Raw genomic sequence first — 19,124 nt, forward strand, 5'->3', positions numbered from 1 at the left:
TCTTATAAAGATAAGGAAAATAGTCGAAATAAGAAAGAATTAATAAGTTAATAATCAATTATATAAATAGAATGAAAACAGGAGTAGGATAGTAAAAAATATAATGCGTCTGCCCTGTCACCTTATAAAGTGACGTTTGTCATTCTATAAGGTGACTATTATCCCGTTGTAAGGTGACAACTACTTGAGTGCATAAAAGATTCTAGTTTTCTGCATAGAAAATCTTAAATCTATGCACTGAATAATCTTAAATACAATAAAGATTATGGAGATATTACTTTATGGAAGTAGAATATCTTACTCCATTTTTATACGAATTTTACTTCGTTCCATAGCTGTTATCTTGCGATTAATGTCTTCTTGTACTGGTGAATTTCATTTTATATACTGCCATACGATAACAAGGTAAAGTACACTGCTGAAAATAGTTAAGTGAAAAACTATTTGATTTGTTGAAAAATACTATATTTGTACACAACTCTAAATATTCTATTTGTGAAACACGACTGTCAACCAAATCCCATTGATACGGATTATATGGTATTGGTGCATGATATGGTACGATTATCAGAACAAATAGCTCGAAATGTACACAATATGGGCAGGACTTGTATGTTTTGCTATCAATAAGTTATAAGCATGAACCGTTTTATAAACTACTACAAGAAGATATTCTCACAAGAGTATATGGATCGCACCATTTCGGGGGGTATCAAGTCGCAGCTCACCCTGTTACTCGTTACTATTGCTACGGTGCTGGCTATCTTCTTTATCATCGTGATGTTCTTCTCTATCCAATTTTATGGACATGAGGAATGGGGCGAAAGGTTCTGGGTGGTGTACAACAACTTTGTGGATCCTGGTAACCAAATGAACGAGACAGCTTGGTCCAGCAGGCTATTGCTGGGAATTGTTAGCTTTTCGGGATCCATTTTATTGGGCGGTGTGCTCATCTCTACCATTTCTAACATTATAGAGCGGCGTGTGGATGTGGTAAACACGGGGCGAATGACTTACCGCAACATAACTCAACACTATGTATTGATAGGCTTCAATGAACTATCTATCAATATGATACGCGAACTATATAACGAATGTCCTTCGGCACGTATCTTGCTGATGAGCGGTATAGAGGCAGCAACGGTGCGCCATCGCATACAGTCTGCCTTGCCCATCGAAATAGAGCGGCAGGTGCTTGTTTACTTTGGCAACATTGAGTCGATCGAAGAACTTCAGCGGTTGAACATAGTGAGCGCGAGTGAACTGTATGTATTGGGTGATGAAGAACGTTGCGGACGCGATGCTAAGAATATAGCGATTGTGCATTTGGTGAGTGCTTTGCGTGGCAAATGCCCCGATGGCAAGGTGATGCCTGTGTATGTACAGTTCGACAGCATCCCTTCGTACTCTAACATACAGAAAATGAATCTGCCGCCGGAGGTGTTTTGCATTGAGGGGAAACCTAATATCTTTTTCCGTCCCTTTAACCTCCACGAGAATTTGGCGCGGCAACTATGGAGTCTCTATGCTGCCGATAGTGAAAGGTATTATGATCCGCTAGACTATCGCCCCATAAGCATAACGCAACAACCTGATGGAAGCTGGAATGCTACTAGCCAAGACTATGTGCATCTGGTTATTGTGGGATTCAATCGGATGGGACGCTCGTTGCTGCTTGAAGCACTACGTATCTGCCATTATGCCAATTACGATGACCGTCTGCCGACAGATGAACGCATACGTACCCGCATCACTTTAGTAGATCGAGAGATGGAGTCACAGAAAGACTACTTCAAAGCTCAATTTCCTTATATAGAGAGTCAGATAGACGACATAGAGGTCGAATATTGCCATGACGACATTTGTAGTACTGCTATGCGCACCCGTTTACAACAATGGGCACAAAATAAACACTGTATGCTTACAGTGGCTATTTGTGTGCATGATCCCGATTTGAGTCTCTCATTAGGGCTCAACTTGCCGCATGAGGTTTATCAGCATCAGTGTCGTGTACTTATCCGTCAGGATTTCAATAACGATTTGTCGTCGATAGTGGACGATGAGCAAGGGCGTTATCGTTATGTCAAGGTGTTCGGCATGGTAGACAGGGGAATGAAGAAAAACATTTTGCAGGATAAACTGGCTTTGTATGTGAATTATCTCTACGATTGTTGTTATACGGATGAAAGCCTCAAGCAGAAAGAGGTGTTGAAGAAGATGTATGAATCTTATGGCAACCACTCTGCCGACTTCATTTTGATGAATCACCAGGCACAGTATCTGTGGAATAAATTGAGCGAGCCGTTACGTTGGGCTAATCGCTATCAACTGGATGCCTATAGTGTATTTTGTCGTACGCTAGGCTACGGTATTAAGCGGAGCGAACGTTCGCCGGCACGCATATCCGAATCTATGTTCAATGAGAATCTACCGTCTCAAGTTTTGTGTCTGTTGGTGCGCATGGAGAAATACCGATGGAATGCCGAGCGTACAGTGGCTGGCTGGAGACGTGCCGAGGTGAAAGATAAAGTTTTCTTGCAACACCCTCTCATTATGCCTTTCAACGAATTGCTGCAAAAGTACCCCGAAGAGGTGGAGAAGGATGCCGACGTTATTCTTAATCTGCCCTATGTACTGGCATTGGGAGGATATGAACTTTATAAACTGGCCGATCAATAAGTCGACTTGACATTTGTATATAATAACAGTATTTAGAACAATGAGGAGCTAAAATAATACAGTGAATAATATGCTCCTCTTTTAATTTGGTAGTGACACTACCAACCGTAATCCGTAATCAATATCCCATCGTTGCGGGTTAACTCCGTAGCGGCTGGTGACTTTACAATATTTCTCGAAGGTATAATAACTACCTCCACGCAACACTTTATGCGTATCTTTTTCGCTTATAACCGGAGCGATGTTTCCGGTAAAAGGAACCTTTCTGTCATACCAGTCCATACACCATTCATATACGTTTCCACTCATGTCATAAAGTCCCAGTTCGTTGGGCTTCTTCGTCCCTGTTTCTTTGGACACGTAAGTATTATAATATTTTTCTCTAAACCAGGCAACCTGTTCTGCATTATTGCTGCCGGCATAGATGAAATTCTTGGTTTTTAGTCCCCCACGTGCTGCATATTCCCATTCTGCTTCGAAGGGGAGACGGAAGGGTAGACCGCTTAATTGAGAAAGTTTTTGGGTAAATCGTTGAGCGTTGAACCAATTGACTTGGTCTACCGGATAGTTACGTCTGTGTTGGTTAGAAGGATTTTCTCCCATAATGACATACCATTCATCCTGACTAACTTCATATCGGTTGATGAAAAAAGAGGCTACATCCACGGGATAGTTGTTGTTGTCTCCGAGATTGGCTGTACCACCTTCCACATAAACCATATTCCATAGTATATAGCGTATAACCTCTTTTTGTTCTTTATTTATTGTTGGCGACCAGTGCAAGGCTTTTTCCAATTTGGAGGGGAGAGTGTCAATAATACTTGCTTCTCTTCGACATTTATCGTAGTATCGTTGCCACACTTGTTGTTCTTGCGCTCTGCTTGATAATGCGATTCCTTGTAATAGAAAGCAAATGATTATAGTTTGTTTGGTGTACTCTTTTATCATGATAATTGTATGTTTATTTATTGGACGAACTAAAGTAGTAATGACTGCAATAGTAACACTTAAATTTATTTAATATTTTTCGCTAAGAAGTGATCTCTGTGATGGTAACCCTCATACGTTGAAAACCCAAAATTTCTTCCTGCATTGAATAAATGCCTTTTTTTCATTAAAATCCTCTTTCTTTTAGGCAATAATCGTGGTGCGTTTGTTATTTATAAATAAGAAGATTAATTATTTAAATAGAATGAACATGAAGAAAAAATTAGCAGGAGTTGCATTGGTGTTGGCTGTCGTCTCTTTGATGAGTATACAGCCTGTAGAAGCATGTACGCGTGCAGTGTATATAGGCCCTGACCAGATGGTGGTAACAGGACGTACAATGGACTGGAAGGAAGATATCATGACGAATATCTATGTATTTCCGCGTGGCATCCAACGTATGGGACATAACAAAGAGAAAACTGTGAACTGGACTTCCAAATATGGAAGTGTGATTGCTACAGGATATGATATAGGTACTTGTGACGGAATGAACGAGAAAGGATTAGTGGCTAGCCTGCTTTTCTTGCCGGAATCCATTTACTCTCTTCCCGGCGATACCCGTCCGGCAATGGGCATCAGCATTTGGACACAGTATGTGCTTGATAACTTTGCCACGGTACGCGAAGCGGTGGATGAATTGAAAAAGGAGACTTTCCGCATTGATGCTCCCCGTATGCCGAATGGAGGACCGGAGTCTACCTTGCATCTGGCTATCACTGATGAAACAGGCAATACGGCCGTATTGGAATATCTGGATGGGAAATTGAGCATTCACGAAGGAAAAGAATACCGGGTAATGACAAATTCTCCTCGATATGAATATCAGTTGGCCATTAATGATTACTGGAAAGAAATCGGTGGCTTGCAGATGTTGCCGGGAACTAACCGGGCAAGCGACCGTTTTGTACGGGCTTCATTTTACATTCATGCCATTCCGCAGATTGCGGATGCAAAGATTGCAGTTCCCAGCGTATTGAGTGTGATGCGTAATGTTTCCGTGCCATTTGGTATTAATACACCGGAGAAGCCTTATATATCTTCTACCCGTTGGCGTTCCGTATCTGATCAGAAGAATAAGGTATATTATTTCGAATCTACCCTGACTCCGAATTTGTTTTGGCTGGACTTGAAGAAAATTGATTTTAGTCCGAAAGCCGGTATTAAGAAACTGTCTCTGACAAAGGGCGAAATTTATGCAGGTGATGCAGTGAAGGATTTGAAAGACAGCCAATCATTTACCTTCCTTTTCGAGACTCCGGTCATGTAATTTGTCAGTGTGATAGATATATAAAAGAGTGGTGGACAAATGCTTGTAATCAAGCTTGTCCACCACTCTTTTATATGTATCGTTTATAACTTGATTGTTATTTATCCGCTTTATCGTCTGGCATATTCCTGATGAAACTCTATGACTGCCTCTATCCCTTTCCGGAAGATCTCCAATGAGCAATTCTCATTTGGAGAATGAATCGCATTCGATTCGAGTCCAAATCCCATCAATACGGTTTTGATTCCCAATACCTGTTCGAAAGTAGAGATGATGGGGATACTTCCGCCACGGCGTACCGCCAACGGCTTTTTCCCGAAAGCGATTTCGAAACCTTTCTCTGCTGCCTGATAGGCAGGAAGTGAAATCGGGCACACATATCCTTGTCCTCCGTGCATGGGAGTCACTTTCACCTGTACTGTATCAGGAGCGATACTAAGAATATAATCTGCGAACATTTGCGAAATCTTATGGTGATCCTGATGCGGCACTAACCGGCAAGAGACTTTAGCATAAGCCTTTGAAGGCAGTACGGTTTTAGAACCTTCTCCTGTATATCCGCCCCAAATGCCACATACGTCAAAAGACGGACGGCAACTGTTACGTTCCAATGTGCTATATCCTTTTTCTCCGAAAAGCTCTTTTACACCGATTGCTTCTTTGTATTTCTTTTCGTCAAAAGGAATATGGGCTATCATTTCCCGTTCGGCTTGCGGCACTTCTTCCACATCATCGTAGAATCCGGGAACAGTGATACGTCCGTCGGCATCCGTTACTTTGCTGATAATCTGGCAAAGCACGTTGATCGGATTGGCTACCGCACCTCCGAAATGTCCGGAATGCAAGTCACGATTCGGTCCCGTCACTTCTATTTCCCAATAAGCCAGCCCGCGCAGACCAGTAGTCAATGAGGGAAGTTCGGCTCCTAGCATACTCGTATCCGACACTAGAATAACATCTGCTTTCAGCAATTCTTTATGTTCTTCGCAGAAAGCTTCCAAGCTGGGCGAACCTATTTCTTCTTCACCCTCGAAGATGAACTTCACATTATTCTTCAGTAATCCGTTTTTGACGAGATATTCAAATGCTTTCACCTGAATGAACGATTGTCCTTTGTCATCATCCGCTCCACGTGCCCAGATATGTCCGTCACGTATTTCCGGTTCAAACGGTTCGCTTTTCCAGAGTTCCAATGGTTCGGCCGGCATCACATCGTAATGAGCGTAGATTAATACAGTCTTTGCATCCGGGTCTACGATCTTTTGAGCGAAAACAACCGGATTGCCCTGTGAGGGCATTACCAATGCTTCGTCCACACCTGCTTCCAATAACAGCTGTGCCCAGCGTTCCGCACAAGCCAGCATATCGTCGTGGTGCTCCGGCAAGGCACTGATGCTGGGGATGCGGATGAGGCTGAACAAGTCATCCATCATCTTAGGTTCGTGTGCCGCTATGTATTTCTGAATCTCGTTCATTAGAGTTGCGTCGTTTTATCCAGTAAGTAATAATCGAGTATAGTCATGGCGGCCATTGCTTCTACGATAGGTACGGCACGAGGTAATACGCAAGCGTCATGACGTCCGCGTGCTTTCAGAGTGGTGTCGACGCCATCAATGTTGACAGTTTCCTGTTCCATCAGCAGCGTGGCAATCGGTTTGAACACTACACGGAAATAAATATCCTGACCATTACTCAATCCCCCCTGAATACCTCCGGAGTGATTGGTATGCGTCTCGATCCGTCCGTTATTGTTATAGAAAACATCGTTCTGTTCGGAACCTTTCATTTTCAAACCCTTGAATCCTTCACCGTATTCGAATGCTTTGGCAGCGTTGATGCTTAACATGGCGTTACCCAGGGCAGCATGAAGTTTACCGAAAACAGGTTGTCCCAATCCGATGGGGCATCCCTTAATGACACAGGTCAGTGTACCTCCGATGGTATCGCCTTCACCTTTTACCTTATATATAAGGTCTGCCATTTCTTTTGCTTTTTCAGGGTCCGGACAACGTACATCGTTGGTTTCTATCAGGTCGAAATTATAGTCCGAGTAAGTACCCTCAAGCTTGATAGGACCTACCTGTGAGGTATAGGCAGTGATATTGACTCCCAGTTGGCGGAGTGCCAGCTTAGCCAATGCACCGGCTACAACGCGCGAAATCGTTTCGCGTGCAGAGGAACGTCCGCCGCCGCGATGGTCACGGATTCCATACTTCACCGTGTATGTGTAATCAGCGTGTGAAGGACGATATACATTTTTCAGATTGTTGTAGTCATTGGGGTGTTGGTTTTCATTCCAAACGATAAAACCGATAGGACACCCGGTTGATTTCCCCTCAAAAATACCTGAAAGAAACTCTACTTTATCAGCTTCTTTGCGTGGGGTGGTAAGGATTGATTGTCCCGGACGACGGCGATTTAGTTCTTGTTGTACAAATTCTTCGTCGATGGTAATTCCTGATGGGAATCCGTCAATCACTCCTCCAATTCCTTTTCCATGAGACTCACCGAAACTTGTGAGTCGAAAGATATTGCCAAATGAATTAAACATAGTTGTGGCTTTTTTAAAATTACTATATGCAAATATAACAAAGTTTTCGGTAAGAAAGTTGCGAACTCGAAATAACTTCGAAAAAGGAAGCATATTGAACCTTTTTTCTTCTTTTTAGTTTATAAAGGACGAATTTATTGTAATAACTAAACCAAAGACGTATGAAAAAGAATCTATTGTATTTATTGGCATTGGTATGTGCTCTAACTTTCTTTGCTGCTTGTAGCAGTGACGATGACAACAGTGATAACAAGAATAACGAGAATCCTCCCGAAGAGGAAGCTGTGATAACGGCTCCGGATGTAATCGGAACGTATTGGGGAAATCTGGATATATCCATGATACCGGATGGTTCTGACCAGGAAATTGTCATCGGCGACGGAATAGAGAAGTTTATCACGCTCTCGCAGGTCAGCAATACGGAAGTGAAGATTGAACTGAAGGATTTTGAATTGTTCATCAATCAGCAGATACTAAAATTTGGAGATATTGTCATTGATAAATGTGAAGTGAAGAAGGGGGAAGGTGTGTCTACATTCACCGGACAGCAAGACCTTACGTTTGAAGGAGATGCCGCCTCTCTGGGTACTTGCCCTGTGACAGTTACGGGAACTGTAGAAGATGGAAATGCAGACATGACTATTAATGTGAAAGTGCCTGCATTGCAACAGACGGTGAAAGTAACCTACTCCGGAGTGAAGCAGGTGGCAGAGCCTGGTGGGACTTAAAAAGCATACCCGAAACCTATATTCAAGTAGATGGGGTACATGGCAAAAGTGATCGTATTAAAATCGTTTTTAAATATATCATTCAATCCCCAGGTAAGATCGGCGTACACATTGAGGTGTTTGAAGGCTCGCCATCCGGCTCCTACTTGTAGTCCCCATTGGAAATGTCTCAAATCGTCCGAGAAATCGTATGTTGCAATTTTGCCGTCGGTAAACTCTACTTTCGGACCGGTGGGATTATCTTCCCGCAAATATCCTTCGTATACGTGACCTGAAAATTCTCTTGAAAGTAGATAGGAGAAATAAGGCCCGGCTTTGATGTTCCACCGGTTGGTTAGTTTGTAGGTAGCCATCAGAGGTATTGTCAGTCCGGCAGTATGTACTTTGGTTTTTACTCCGCCTGTCCATACTCCGCTGATTCTTTCACCTCCCTGCCCGAGAATCTCCATATTGTAATTCTTCACGGTGGCTTCGGTAGTCATTGCTTTGTTTTCAAGTCGCAATCCGACTATAATTCCGAGCTTGTTCTGAACGGCAATCCATTTGGTCACTTCACCTCCTATACTGATAGCTAATGTCGGGTTATATCCGTCAATGGAACGGATTTCCACCGGAAGAGGAAGCGGGGCTGTGCCGCCAATGCTGAAACCTGCTTTTATCTCATATTCCAGTCCGTGAAGGGCGGAACGGATCAGTGTTTCATTTCGATCAACCTGTGCATAGCCGGGGAGGGCTATTCCTATACAGGTTAGTAAACTGAATATATACGGATAGATTTTCATCGTTTTTGTTGTTATAAAGTTATTTAGTTCCACTAATCTTCCGAGTGATAGATTAACTCGGCCTCGTCAATGAGCAACGTACTTCCGATTGCTCCGTTAAAATGATCTCCTTCCAGACTTGAGGTGAACACTATGGCTATATTATATTTTCCATCCATTAGCTTTTCCTTATCTATGAATTTGCCGGGGAGAGTGGTGAAAGGAAGCTTAAAGTAAGTCCATTCATTTGTTTCTTTGGCATTATCAATCCGTGCTGTTGAAATCAGGTTTGGGCTGGTAAATGCGTTCGTTCCGTCAAGGGTTGGAACAGATTCGCTGGTTTCATACATGATGGCATATATGTCACAGATATCCCGTTTCCCATTTACAGGTTTGCCTCCTTCTGTAAACTGATCTCCCGCTTTGTACTTATAATAGCCAGCCAGATAAGTGGGTACATGCCGGAAAGGAAGACCGAATTTAGTTGCTTTAAGCGGATTACTCATTGCATTGCTTACATCAAAGGAACCGATAAACAGATTTCCTGCCGCGATAGGCATTCCTGCTATTTGTCCAAAGAATCCGGTACTGCGTGTCACTAAAGAAAGGCATTTGCCGGTTTTTCCGTCCGTTATTTGGAAAGTGGGATAGTCATCAGCAGTTTTGGCTACGCCGGTCATGGCATAGCCCGCATTTCCGCTGGCCCATTCCATAACGACTTTACCTCCTTCGCGTTCTACAAATATGTAGTACTTCTTTCCGCCAAGCGTATCTTAGAAATTATAGTTCGTGGCAAGTTCCGTGTCGATAACGGATATGATATACGTTTTCTTCCAAACACCATCGGCAGCTGTAACAGTATATTCTTGTGGAGTATTGAAATTTCGTTCCGTACCGCTAAGAGGATTAATTGTAGCTCCCGGAGTCAATGTAAATTCAGGTGTAAGTTCTGAAATATCAGTTCCCGGACCGACGAAGATAGTGATGGAATTATTGTTAATAATAGGACTGGTTGTCATGGCTACTCCTGGTAGTGCGCAACTTAATATGTCTGCTTCTGCATTGAGAGCTTCTTCGCCGATACAGGAAAAGGAAACAATAGCCAGTAGCAAATAGAGAATCACGTGTTTTGCTTTCATTTTTCTATCAATTCTTTCTGTTAAAGTTTGGTGTATGGGAGATTTTATAACAATATGAGATTTTATTTGTTCATTATAGAATGTTGGAAAAGAAAGATTTTCCTATTTTTGTGGAACCAAAACTTATAAGTCCATGACTGAATCAGAAAGAAGGCAAATTATAGAGTTGATTAAGAAAGAAGTCATTCCGGCTATTGGATGTACGGAACCTATCGCAGTAGCGCTTTGTGTAGCTAAAGCTGCTGAAACGTTGGGAGTGAAACCGGAAAAGATAGACGTCTTGTTAAGTGCTAATATACTAAAGAATGCCATGGGAGTCGGAATCCCGGGAACGGGTATGGTAGGCCTTCCCATAGCTGTGGCTTTAGGTGCGTTGATTGGCAAATCAGACTATCAGTTGGAGGTGTTGAGGGACTGTACGCCGGAAGCAGTGGAACAGGGGAAACGGTTCATTGCAGAAAAACGGATTTGTATTTCTCTGAAAGAAGATATTACGGAAAAGCTTTATATCGAAGTGATTTGTAAAGCGGGAGATAAAACAGCTAAAGCTATCATTGCCGGTGGGCATACTACCTTTATATATATAGCCAAAGATGAACAGACATTGTTCGACAAGCAACATACAGTCAGCGAGGAAGAGGAAGATGCTTCGCTCGAATTAAACTTGCGTAAAGTCTATGACTTTGCACTGACTGCTCCGTTGGATGAGATTCGTTTCATTCTTGATACAGCCCGTTTGAATAAAGCTGCTGCCGAGCAAGCCTTTAAAGGTAACTACGGACATTCTTTAGGCAAAATGCTTCGGGGAACTTACGAACATAAAGTGATGGGTGACAGCGTATTTTCTCATATTCTCTCTTATACATCAGCTGCTTGCGACGCCCGGATGGCGGGTGCAATGATTCCTGTCATGAGTAATTCTGGCAGTGGTAATCAGGGGATATCCGCTACACTCCCTGTCGTTGTCTTTGCCGAAGAGAACGGAAAGAGCGAAGAAGAACTTATCCGTGCTTTAATGTTAAGCCATCTCACTGTTATATATATCAAACAAAGTTTAGGACGTCTGTCAGCTTTGTGTGGCTGCGTGGTAGCTGCTACCGGATCCAGTTGTGGAATCACCTGGTTGATGGGGGGAAACTACAATCAGGTTGCCTTCGCCGTTCAAAACATGATTGCTAATCTGACAGGAATGATTTGTGACGGTGCAAAACCGAGTTGTGCATTGAAAGTAACTACCGGAGTTTCGACAGCCGTATTATCTGCAATGATGGCAATGGAAGACCGTTGTGTGACTTCCGTAGAGGGAATTATCGATGAAGATGTAGATCAAAGTATCCGCAACCTGACAAGGATCGGTTCGCAAGCCATGAACGAAACGGATAAAATGGTGCTTGACATCATGACGCATAAAGGATGCTGATTTCAAGTATTAAGTATTAGCTCAAATAACGGCATAAAAAAAGTATTAAGTATTAAAGCCCGGCTGTGTCCGCACGGAATTAATACTTAATACTTTATATTTAATACTTTATTTAGTGACAGTGTCCGCCTTCGCAACCGCAGTCGTCTCCGCAGCCATCACCGCAGCTGTCGCATCCGCAACCGCAGCCATCACCACCACTCATCATTTTCACAAGTTCCTGAATTTCTTCGTTCGTAGCAGGACGGCTTTCCAGTATTTCACCTTCAAAGATCAGGTCGGCACCAGCCAACGGGTGGTTGAGGTCGACTACTACAATATCCGGTTTGATTTCTACTACGCTGGCATTTACGCGTTGACCGTCACCAGTCATCAAAGGCACGATGTTACCCTCTTTAATACGTTCGCTGTCAAATTTGCCATCTATTTCAAAGATATTTTTGGGGAGGTCAATAACGTGTTGTTCGTCATATTGTCCGTAAGCCTTATCTGCCGGAATGGTAAAGTCAAATTTATCACCTTTAGAAAGAGCAGTTATCTGATTTTCGAAATCTTCGAGTGTTGTTCCTAATCCTGAAATGAATTGAAAGGGATGTTCTGCTTTTGCTTCTTCGAACAACTCTTTTTCACCATCTTCCATTGTATATAGTTTGTATGCAACGGTAATGTACTTGTTTTCTACTGTTTCCATCTGATATTTTTTGTTTCTGATTAATAATTCCCGGTAATCCGGGTCGACAAAGATACGAATTATTTGCTTTTACTCCGGTATAGGGAGGGTAAATTTCAGATTATTAAGTGCTTTTGTCAGAAAAGAAAAGTAGAACACATCCTTTGATAATAGTTGTAAATTCAACCTTTAAGTGATAAAATAGAGAAATAATACCACTCTTCTCTTACAATTATTAGCTTTTAAGTGATTTTTTTCTTCGATTTGTTTGGAGTTAATAAAAAAGCCCTTACCTTTGCAGCACGAAAATAAAGAAAAGAAGATATGAATATGTTACATACATCTATTAACCTAGCAGTCCTGCATATTATTCGCGTCGTGGTGGTCCCATCAAGAGCGTGAGAAAGGTTTTTGTGTTGTATGTGTTCGTACCATAAAAGATAGAATTTAGAGCCTTTCTCACTTGTGTGAGGAAGGCTCTTTAATTAAAAGATAGATTGAAATGAAAAAGCAATTACGCAGTTCGTTTAGTACACAAGGCCGTCGGATGGCGGGAGCCCGTGCATTATGGGCAGCCAACGGCATGAAGAAGAATCAGATGGGTAAACCCATTATCGCTATCGTCAATTCGTTCACACAGTTTGTTCCGGGACATGTGCATCTGCATGAAATCGGTCAGCTGGTGAAGGCAGAGATTGAGAAGCTGGGATGCTTCGCTGCGGAATTCAATACAATAGCTATCGACGACGGTATAGCAATGGGACATGACGGTATGCTTTACTCGCTTCCTTCACGTGACATCATTGCAGACAGTGTAGAGTATATGGTTAATGCGCACAAGGCAGATGCAATGGTATGTATCAGCAATTGCGATAAGATCACTCCCGGAATGTTGATGGCAGCTATGCGTCTGAATATTCCTGCCGTATTTGTATCGGGCGGTCCGATGGAAGCCGGAGAATGGAATGGTCAGCACCTGGATTTGATCGATGCGATGATTAAATCGGCCGATGAAAGTGTCAGCGATCAGGAAGTAGCGAATATCGAGCAAAATGCTTGTCCTACTTGCGGATGTTGTTCCGGTATGTTTACCGCTAACTCAATGAACTGCCTGAATGAAGCAATCGGACTGGCTCTTCCCGGAAACGGAACCATCGTAGCTACACACGAGAATCGTACGCAGCTTTTCAAAGATGCAGCAGAACTGATCGTGAAAAATGCAAAGTTATATTATGAAGAAGGAGACGAAAGTGTGCTTCCTCGTAGCATTGCTACCCGTCAGGCTTTCTTGAATGCCATGACGCTGGATATAGCAATGGGTGGTTCTACTAATACAGTTCTTCACCTGTTGGCTATTGCTCATGAAGCAGAGGTAGATTTCAAGATGGATGATATCGATATGCTTTCTCGCAAGGCTCCTTGTCTTTGTAAGGTGGCTCCCAATACACAGAAATATCATATTCAGGATGTAAACCGTGCCGGTGGTATTATAGCTATCATGGATGAACTGGCAAAAGGCGGTCTGATAGATACATCTGTTCGACGGGTAGACGGAATGTCATTGGCGGAAGCTATTAATGAATATTCAATCACCAGCCCGAATGTAAGCGAAAAGGCAATTAAAAAATATTCGAGCGCAGCCGGAAATAGATTCAATCTCGTACTTGGTTCACAGGGCATGTACTATAAGGAACTGGATAAAGACCGTGCAAACGGATGTATCCGCGATTTGGAACATGCTTATAGCAAAGACGGTGGATTGGCCGTATTGAAAGGTAACATTGCCCAAGACGGTTGTGTGGTAAAAACAGCAGGTGTAGACGAAAGTATCTGGAAATTTACCGGACCTGCCAAAGTATTTGATTCGCAAGAAGCAGCCTGTGAAGGCATCCTCGGAGGCCGAGTCGTCAGTGGCGATGTCGTCGTCATTACGCACGAAGGTCCGAAGGGTGGTCCCGGTATGCAGGAAATGCTTTATCCTACCTCTTATATCAAATCTCGTCATCTCGGAAAAGAATGTGCTTTGATTACCGATGGACGTTTCAGTGGTGGAACTTCCGGATTGAGTATCGGACATGTTTCTCCCGAGGCGGCAGCTGGAGGCAATATCGGAAAAATTGTAGATGGAGATATTATCGAAATCGATATTCCGGCCCGGAAGATTAACGTGCAACTGACGGATGAAGAACTGGCGGCTCGTCCGATGACTCCTGTCACTCGTGACCGTTATGTACCGAAGAGCCTGAAGGCGTATGCTAGCATGGTAAGCTCTGCCGATAAGGGAGCAGTGAGATTAATCTGATATAGTTCATTTATCAACTATCAACTAATATGAAAGATTTAATAACAGGTGCAGAGGCTATGATGCGCTCCTTGGAACATCAGGGAGTGACTACCATCTTCGGTTACCCCGGTGGTTCCATAATGCCGGTGTTCGATGCCTTGTACGATCATCAAAATATATTGAACCATATTTTGGTTCGTCACGAGCAGGGAGCTGCCCATGCGGCACAAGGTTATGCCCGTGTATCAGGAGAAGTAGGTGTTTGCCTGGTGACGAGCGGTCCCGGAGCAACTAATACGGTAACAGGTATTGCAGATGCGATGATCGATAGTACCCCTATCGTAGTGATTGCCGGGCAGGTAGGAACAGGGTTTCTTGGAACGGATGCTTTTCAGGAAGTTGACTTGGTAGGTATTACGCAGCCGATCGCTAAATGGAGCTATCAGATCCGTCGTGCGGAAGATGTAGCTTGGGCGGTAGCACGTGCGTTTTATATTGCCCGTAGTGGTCGTCCCGGTCCGGTGGTACTGGACTTTGCCAAGAATGCGCAAGTAGAAAAAACGAAATATGAACCGACGAAAGTCGATTTTATCCGCAGTTATGTTCCTGTTCCCGATACGGACGAGGAGTCTGTACAGGCAGCTGCCGAACTGATTAATAACGCCGAACGTCCGCTTGTATTGGTTGGACAGGGTGTTGAATTGGGAAATGCACAAAACGAATTGCGTGAATTTATCGAAAAGGCGGATATGCCTGCAGGCTGTACGCTGCTCGGACTGTCAGCTTTGCCGACAGAACATCCGTTGAATAAAGGTATGTTGGGTATGCACGGTAATTTGGGACCGAATATCAATACCAATAAATGCGATGTACTGATTGCTGTCGGTATGCGCTTTGATGACCGTGTGACTGGCAATCTGGCTACTTACGCGAAACAGGCGAAAGTGATTCATTTTGATATCGATCCTGCAGAAGTCAATAAGAATGTAAAGGTAGATGTAGCTGTTTTGGGAGATTGCAAGGAGACATTGGCTTCTGTGACTAAACTCCTGAAAAAGAAAACTCATACCAAATGGATTGATAGCTTCAAAGAATATGAGAAAGTAGAGGAAGAAAAAGTAATCCGTCCCGAACTTCACCCTGCAACAAACTCTTTGAGTATGGGAGAAGTGGTACGTGCGGTAAGCAATGCTACTCATCATGAAGCAGTTTTGGTAACGGATGTAGGTCAAAACCAGATGATGTCTGCACGTTACTTCAAATATACGAAAGAACGCAGTATCATCACTTCCGGAGGACTTGGAACAATGGGCTTCGGCCTTCCCGCAGCTATCGGGGCAACTTTTGGAGCACCGGAACGTACCGTATGCGTATTTATGGGAGATGGCGGACTGCAAATGAATATTCAGGAGTTGGGTACGATTATGGAGCAGAAAGCTCCAGTGAAAATTATCTGCCTGAATAATAATTACCTCGGAAACGTACGCCAGTGGCAAGCTATGTTCTTCAATCACCGCTATTCGTTTACTCCGATGTTGAATCCGGATTACATGAAGATTGCTTCGGCTTATGATATTCCTTCCAAACGTGCTTTCACCCGTGAAGAACTGAAAGAAGCTATTGCAGAAATGCTGGCGACAGATGGTCCGTTCCTGCTCGAAGCGTGCGTAGTGGAAGAAGGCAATGTTTTGCCGATGACTCCTCCGGGTGGTTCGGTCAATCAGATGCTGTTGGAATGCTAGGGGAAGTTGAATATTGAGAATGGAAGATTGAAAGTTCGCAATTAAAATTTAGGATTATGAGTGACAAGACATTATATACGATAATAGTTCATTCCGAAAATATAGCCGGATTGCTGAATCAGGTAACTGCTGTATTTACTCGTCGGCAAATCAACATCGAGAGTCTGAATGTATCTGCTTCTTCTATTAAAGGTGTACACAAGTATACGATTACAGCCTTGACGGATAAGGACACCATTGAGAAGGTAGTGAAACAGATCGAAAAGAAGATCGATGTGATTCAGGCACATTATTTCACCGAGGATGAAATATACTTCCATGAGATTGCACTATATAAGGTATCTACTCCTGCTTTTCAGGAAACCCCGGAAGCATCCAAGTTGATCCGCAGATACAATGCCCGTGTAGTGGAAGTTAATCCGGTATTTTCTATTGTCGAGAAAAATGGTATGAGCGAAGATATAACCTCACTCTACGGTGAACTGAAGGCTTTAAATTGTGTTTTGCAGTTTGTACGGTCGGGACGCGTAGCGATTACCACCAGTTGCTTTGAACGGGTGAACGAGTTTCTCGATGGACGGGAAGCCATGTATAACCAGAGTAAAAACCAACAAGAATAATGAGTGAAGAAAATAAAATAGGAACTTATCAGTTTGTGGCAGAACCGTTCCATGTTGACTTTAACGGACGTCTGACTATGGGCGTACTGGGAAATCATTTGTTGAATTGTGCCGGCTTTCACGCAAGTGACCGTGGCTTTGGTATTGCAACACTGAACGAGGATAATTACACCTGGGTACTTTCACGTCTGGCCATTGAGTTGGATGAAATGCCTTATCAATATGAGAACTTTTCAGTTCAAACATGGGTGGAAAATGTCTACCGTTTGTTTACTGACCGTAACTTTGCTATTATTGATAAGGATGGGAAAAAGATTGGTTATGCGCGTTCCGTATGGGCGATGATTAATCTCAATACCCGCAAACCGGCCGATCTATTGACCTTGCACGGAGGAAGTATCGTAGATTATGTCTGTGACGAACCTTGTCCTATTGAAAAGCCTTCACGTATTAAAGTGACAAGCGATCAGCCAATGGCTACCCTGACGGCAAAATACAGTGATATTGATATTAACGGTCACGTGAACAGCATCCGTTACATCGAGCATATCCTTGATTTGTTCCCGATAGAGCTGTACAAGACCAAACGTATCCGCCGTTTCGAGATGGCGTACGTAGCCGAAAGTTACTTTGGTGATGAGCTCTCTTTCTTCTGCGATGAAGTGAATGCAAACGAGTTTCACGTAGAAGTAAAGAAGAATGGCAGCGAAGTTGTTTGCCGTTCGAAAGTGATATTTGAATAAATGTGAGAATACAAAATTAATTAATAACGGATGACGTAAGTCATCAAAAACTAAAAACAAAAAGAAAATGGCACAGTTGAATTTTGGAGGTACTACTGAAACTGTAGTAATCCGTGACGAATTTCCATTGGAAAAAGCTCGTGAAGTATTGAAAAATGAAACAATTGCTGTAATCGGTTATGGCGTACAGGGACCTGGACAGGCACTGAACTTGCGTGATAACGGTTTCAATGTAATCGTTGGTCAACGTGAAGGAAAAACATACGATAAAGCAGTAGCAGACGGATGGGTTCCGGGCGAAACTTTGTTCGGCATTGAAGAAGCTTGCGAGAAAGGTTCTATCGTAATGTGCTTGTTGTCTGACGCAGCAGTAATGTCTGTATGGCCTACTATCAAACCTTACCTGACTGCCGGAAAAGCTCTTTATTTCTCACATGGTTTTGCTATCACTTGGAACGACCGTACAGGTGTAGTTCCTCCTACTGATATCGACGTTATCATGGTTGCTCCTAAAGGTTCGGGTACTTCTTTGCGTACAATGTTCCTCGAAGGACGTGGCTTGAACTCTTCTTATGCTATCTATCAGGATGCTACAGGCAAAGCAATGGACAGAACCATCGCACTGGGTATCGGTATTGGTTCCGGTTATCTGTTCGAAACAACTTTCCAACGTGAAGCTACTTCTGACTTGACAGGTGAACGCGGTTCATTGATGGGCGCTATCCAAGGTTTGTTGCTGGCACAGTACGAAGTATTGCGTGAAAACGGTCATACTCCTTCTGAAGCATTCAATGAAACAGTAGAAGAACTGACACAGTCATTGATGCCGTTGTTTGCAAAGAACGGTATGGACTGGATGTATGCTAACTGTTCTACTACTGCTCAACGTGGTGCTCTTGATTGGATGGGCCCATTCCACGATGCTATCAAGCCGGTAGTTGAAAAGTTGTATCATAGCGTCAAAACTGGTAACGAAGCACAGATTTCTATCGATAGTAATTCACAACCTGATTATCGTGAAAAATTGAATGAAGAGCTCCGTCAACTGCGTGAAAGCGAAATGTGGCAGACTGCAGTAACTGTTCGTAAACTTCGTCCGGAAAACAATTAAGCTGGATAAATTATACAAGTTTATAAAAGGGAGAGGGCTGTTTGCTTTCTCCCCTTTTTTTGTTAAAAAGAGATTTAGAAATGAACAAATGAGGCTTGCCGAATTTTTTTTCAAAAATATATTGATAATATGGACAAAAAATGCAAGTTTATGTTTATCTTTGCGTCATCAGATAAAATAAACGAGAAGTATGAATTAACTTAACCAGCCCTGAAGAATGATTAACATCACTAAATAAATAAGCGAATGACGCTGCTTTTGATTTCTCAGAAGTGGTGATTTAGTGTGTTTTACCTTTGTGGAAATTGATATTTCTTTTTAAGATCTGTATTTGTATATTGAAAATAAAAGTCATTTATTGACTTCTTAAATAAAGAATAGTACTGATGTGAAATAAAATATTGTTTGTTTTGTTTGTG

Annotated in this window: 14 protein-coding genes and 1 pseudogene; 9 read left to right on the top strand and 6 right to left on the bottom strand. The window is 42.8% G+C overall.

Features of this window, described 5'->3' with window-relative positions; translation table 11 throughout:
- Nucleotides 1-639 precede the first annotated feature (639 nt).
- Nucleotides 640-2,679: a hypothetical protein gene (locus CJF29_RS04765; RefSeq protein WP_099146827.1), complete on the top strand. Its 2,040-nt coding sequence runs from the start codon at nt 640-642 to the stop codon at nt 2,677-2,679.
- Nucleotides 2,680-2,760: 81 nt separating this feature from the next.
- Here the strand turns inward: CJF29_RS04765 and CJF29_RS04770 are convergent, their stop codons facing one another.
- On the bottom strand, nt 2,761-3,627 hold the full coding sequence (locus tag CJF29_RS04770) for a formylglycine-generating enzyme family protein (RefSeq protein WP_074557620.1): 867 nt from the start codon (nt 3,625-3,627) through the stop codon (nt 2,761-2,763).
- A 250-nt stretch (nt 3,628-3,877) separates the two neighbouring features.
- On the opposite strand from CJF29_RS04770, the gene CJF29_RS04775 reads away from it, so the two are divergent.
- A complete protein-coding gene (locus CJF29_RS04775) occupies nt 3,878-4,936 on the top strand; it encodes a linear amide C-N hydrolase (RefSeq protein WP_099146831.1) in 1,059 nt (352 codons plus the stop codon).
- A 110-nt stretch (nt 4,937-5,046) separates the two neighbouring features.
- On the opposite strand, the gene CJF29_RS04780 is transcribed toward CJF29_RS04775, so the two are convergent.
- A complete protein-coding gene (locus CJF29_RS04780; RefSeq protein ID WP_074637567.1) occupies nt 5,047-6,411 on the bottom strand; it encodes a dipeptidase in 1,365 nt (454 codons plus the stop codon).
- Nucleotides 6,411-7,487 carry a chorismate synthase gene (aroC, locus tag CJF29_RS04785; protein ID WP_004306728.1) on the bottom strand — a complete coding sequence of 359 codons (1,077 nt, stop codon included), beginning with the start codon at nt 7,485-7,487 and terminating at the stop codon, nt 6,411-6,413. Before aroC ends, CJF29_RS04780 begins: the two co-directional genes overlap by 1 nt.
- Before the next feature lie 161 nt (nt 7,488-7,648).
- On the opposite strand from aroC, the gene CJF29_RS04790 reads away from it, so the two are divergent.
- On the top strand, nt 7,649-8,215 hold the full coding sequence (locus CJF29_RS04790) for a calycin-like domain-containing protein (RefSeq protein WP_074637569.1): 567 nt from the start codon (nt 7,649-7,651) through the stop codon (nt 8,213-8,215).
- On the opposite strand, the gene CJF29_RS04795 is transcribed toward CJF29_RS04790, so the two are convergent.
- Both CJF29_RS04795 and CJF29_RS04800 read right to left on the bottom strand, forming a co-directional pair.
- Nucleotides 8,212-8,997, bottom strand: coding sequence for a porin family protein (locus CJF29_RS04795; protein WP_074637572.1), 786 nt, complete (start codon nt 8,995-8,997; stop codon nt 8,212-8,214). The genes CJF29_RS04790 and CJF29_RS04795 overlap by 4 nt on opposite strands.
- 32 nt (nt 8,998-9,029) lie before the next feature.
- Nucleotides 9,030-10,115: pseudogene (locus tag CJF29_RS04800) on the bottom strand (PCMD domain-containing protein).
- Between the two features lie 133 nt (nt 10,116-10,248).
- On the opposite strand from CJF29_RS04800, the gene CJF29_RS04805 reads away from it, so the two are divergent.
- Nucleotides 10,249-11,535, top strand: a complete 1,287-nt coding sequence (locus tag CJF29_RS04805; RefSeq protein WP_008650272.1) for a serine dehydratase subunit alpha family protein — start codon at nt 10,249-10,251, stop codon at nt 11,533-11,535.
- A gap of 112 nt (nt 11,536-11,647) precedes the next feature.
- Here CJF29_RS04805 and CJF29_RS04810 read toward each other — a convergent pair whose 3' ends face one another.
- Nucleotides 11,648-12,226, bottom strand: coding sequence for an FKBP-type peptidyl-prolyl cis-trans isomerase (locus CJF29_RS04810; RefSeq protein ID WP_004306740.1), 579 nt, complete (start codon nt 12,224-12,226; stop codon nt 11,648-11,650).
- A 481-nt stretch (nt 12,227-12,707) separates the two neighbouring features.
- Here CJF29_RS04810 and ilvD point away from each other — a divergent pair, with 481 nt between their 5' ends.
- From ilvD to ilvC, 5 genes are all read left to right on the top strand, one after another.
- On the top strand, nt 12,708-14,507 hold the full coding sequence (gene ilvD, locus CJF29_RS04815; protein WP_099146826.1) for a dihydroxy-acid dehydratase: 1,800 nt from the start codon (nt 12,708-12,710) through the stop codon (nt 14,505-14,507).
- 29 nt (nt 14,508-14,536) lie between these two features.
- A complete protein-coding gene (gene ilvB, locus CJF29_RS04820) occupies nt 14,537-16,231 on the top strand; it encodes a biosynthetic-type acetolactate synthase large subunit (protein WP_099146825.1) in 1,695 nt (564 codons plus the stop codon).
- Between the two features lie 56 nt (nt 16,232-16,287).
- On the top strand, nt 16,288-16,851 hold the full coding sequence (gene ilvN, locus CJF29_RS04825) for an acetolactate synthase small subunit (protein ID WP_008650275.1): 564 nt from the start codon (nt 16,288-16,290) through the stop codon (nt 16,849-16,851).
- Nucleotides 16,851-17,594 (top strand): acyl-[acyl-carrier-protein] thioesterase, encoded by a 744-nt coding sequence (locus CJF29_RS04830; RefSeq protein ID WP_099146824.1) that lies wholly within the window; start codon nt 16,851-16,853, stop codon nt 17,592-17,594. The genes ilvN and CJF29_RS04830 overlap by 1 nt, the downstream gene beginning before the upstream one ends.
- 67 nt (nt 17,595-17,661) lie before the next feature.
- Complete coding sequence (gene ilvC / locus CJF29_RS04835; RefSeq protein WP_074557634.1) at nt 17,662-18,705, top strand: ketol-acid reductoisomerase; 1,044 nt, start codon at nt 17,662-17,664, stop codon at nt 18,703-18,705.
- Nucleotides 18,706-19,124: the final 419 nt, after the last annotated feature.

It is taken from the genome of Bacteroides celer (assembly GCF_002632415.2).
GTDB lineage: Bacteria > Bacteroidota > Bacteroidia > Bacteroidales > Bacteroidaceae > Bacteroides.

Coding starts and splice junctions, on each gene's coding strand:
- CJF29_RS04765 (WP_099146827.1), top strand. CDS start 640: ATGAACCGTTTTATAAACTACTACAAGAAGATATTCTCACAAGAGTAT.
- CJF29_RS04770 (WP_074557620.1), bottom strand. CDS start 3,627: ATGATAAAAGAGTACACCAAACAAACTATAATCATTTGCTTTCTATTA.
- CJF29_RS04775 (WP_099146831.1), top strand. CDS start 3,878: ATGAAGAAAAAATTAGCAGGAGTTGCATTGGTGTTGGCTGTCGTCTCT.
- CJF29_RS04780 (WP_074637567.1), bottom strand. CDS start 6,411: ATGAACGAGATTCAGAAATACATAGCGGCACACGAACCTAAGATGATG.
- aroC (WP_004306728.1), bottom strand. CDS start 7,487: ATGTTTAATTCATTTGGCAATATCTTTCGACTCACAAGTTTCGGTGAG.
- CJF29_RS04790 (WP_074637569.1), top strand. CDS start 7,649: ATGAAAAAGAATCTATTGTATTTATTGGCATTGGTATGTGCTCTAACT.
- CJF29_RS04795 (WP_074637572.1), bottom strand. CDS start 8,997: ATGAAAATCTATCCGTATATATTCAGTTTACTAACCTGTATAGGAATA.
- CJF29_RS04805 (WP_008650272.1), top strand. CDS start 10,249: ATGACTGAATCAGAAAGAAGGCAAATTATAGAGTTGATTAAGAAAGAA.
- CJF29_RS04810 (WP_004306740.1), bottom strand. CDS start 12,226: ATGGAAACAGTAGAAAACAAGTACATTACCGTTGCATACAAACTATAT.
- ilvD (WP_099146826.1), top strand. CDS start 12,708: ATGAAAAAGCAATTACGCAGTTCGTTTAGTACACAAGGCCGTCGGATG.
- ilvB (WP_099146825.1), top strand. CDS start 14,537: ATGAAAGATTTAATAACAGGTGCAGAGGCTATGATGCGCTCCTTGGAA.
- ilvN (WP_008650275.1), top strand. CDS start 16,288: ATGAGTGACAAGACATTATATACGATAATAGTTCATTCCGAAAATATA.
- CJF29_RS04830 (WP_099146824.1), top strand. CDS start 16,851: ATGAGTGAAGAAAATAAAATAGGAACTTATCAGTTTGTGGCAGAACCG.
- ilvC (WP_074557634.1), top strand. CDS start 17,662: ATGGCACAGTTGAATTTTGGAGGTACTACTGAAACTGTAGTAATCCGT.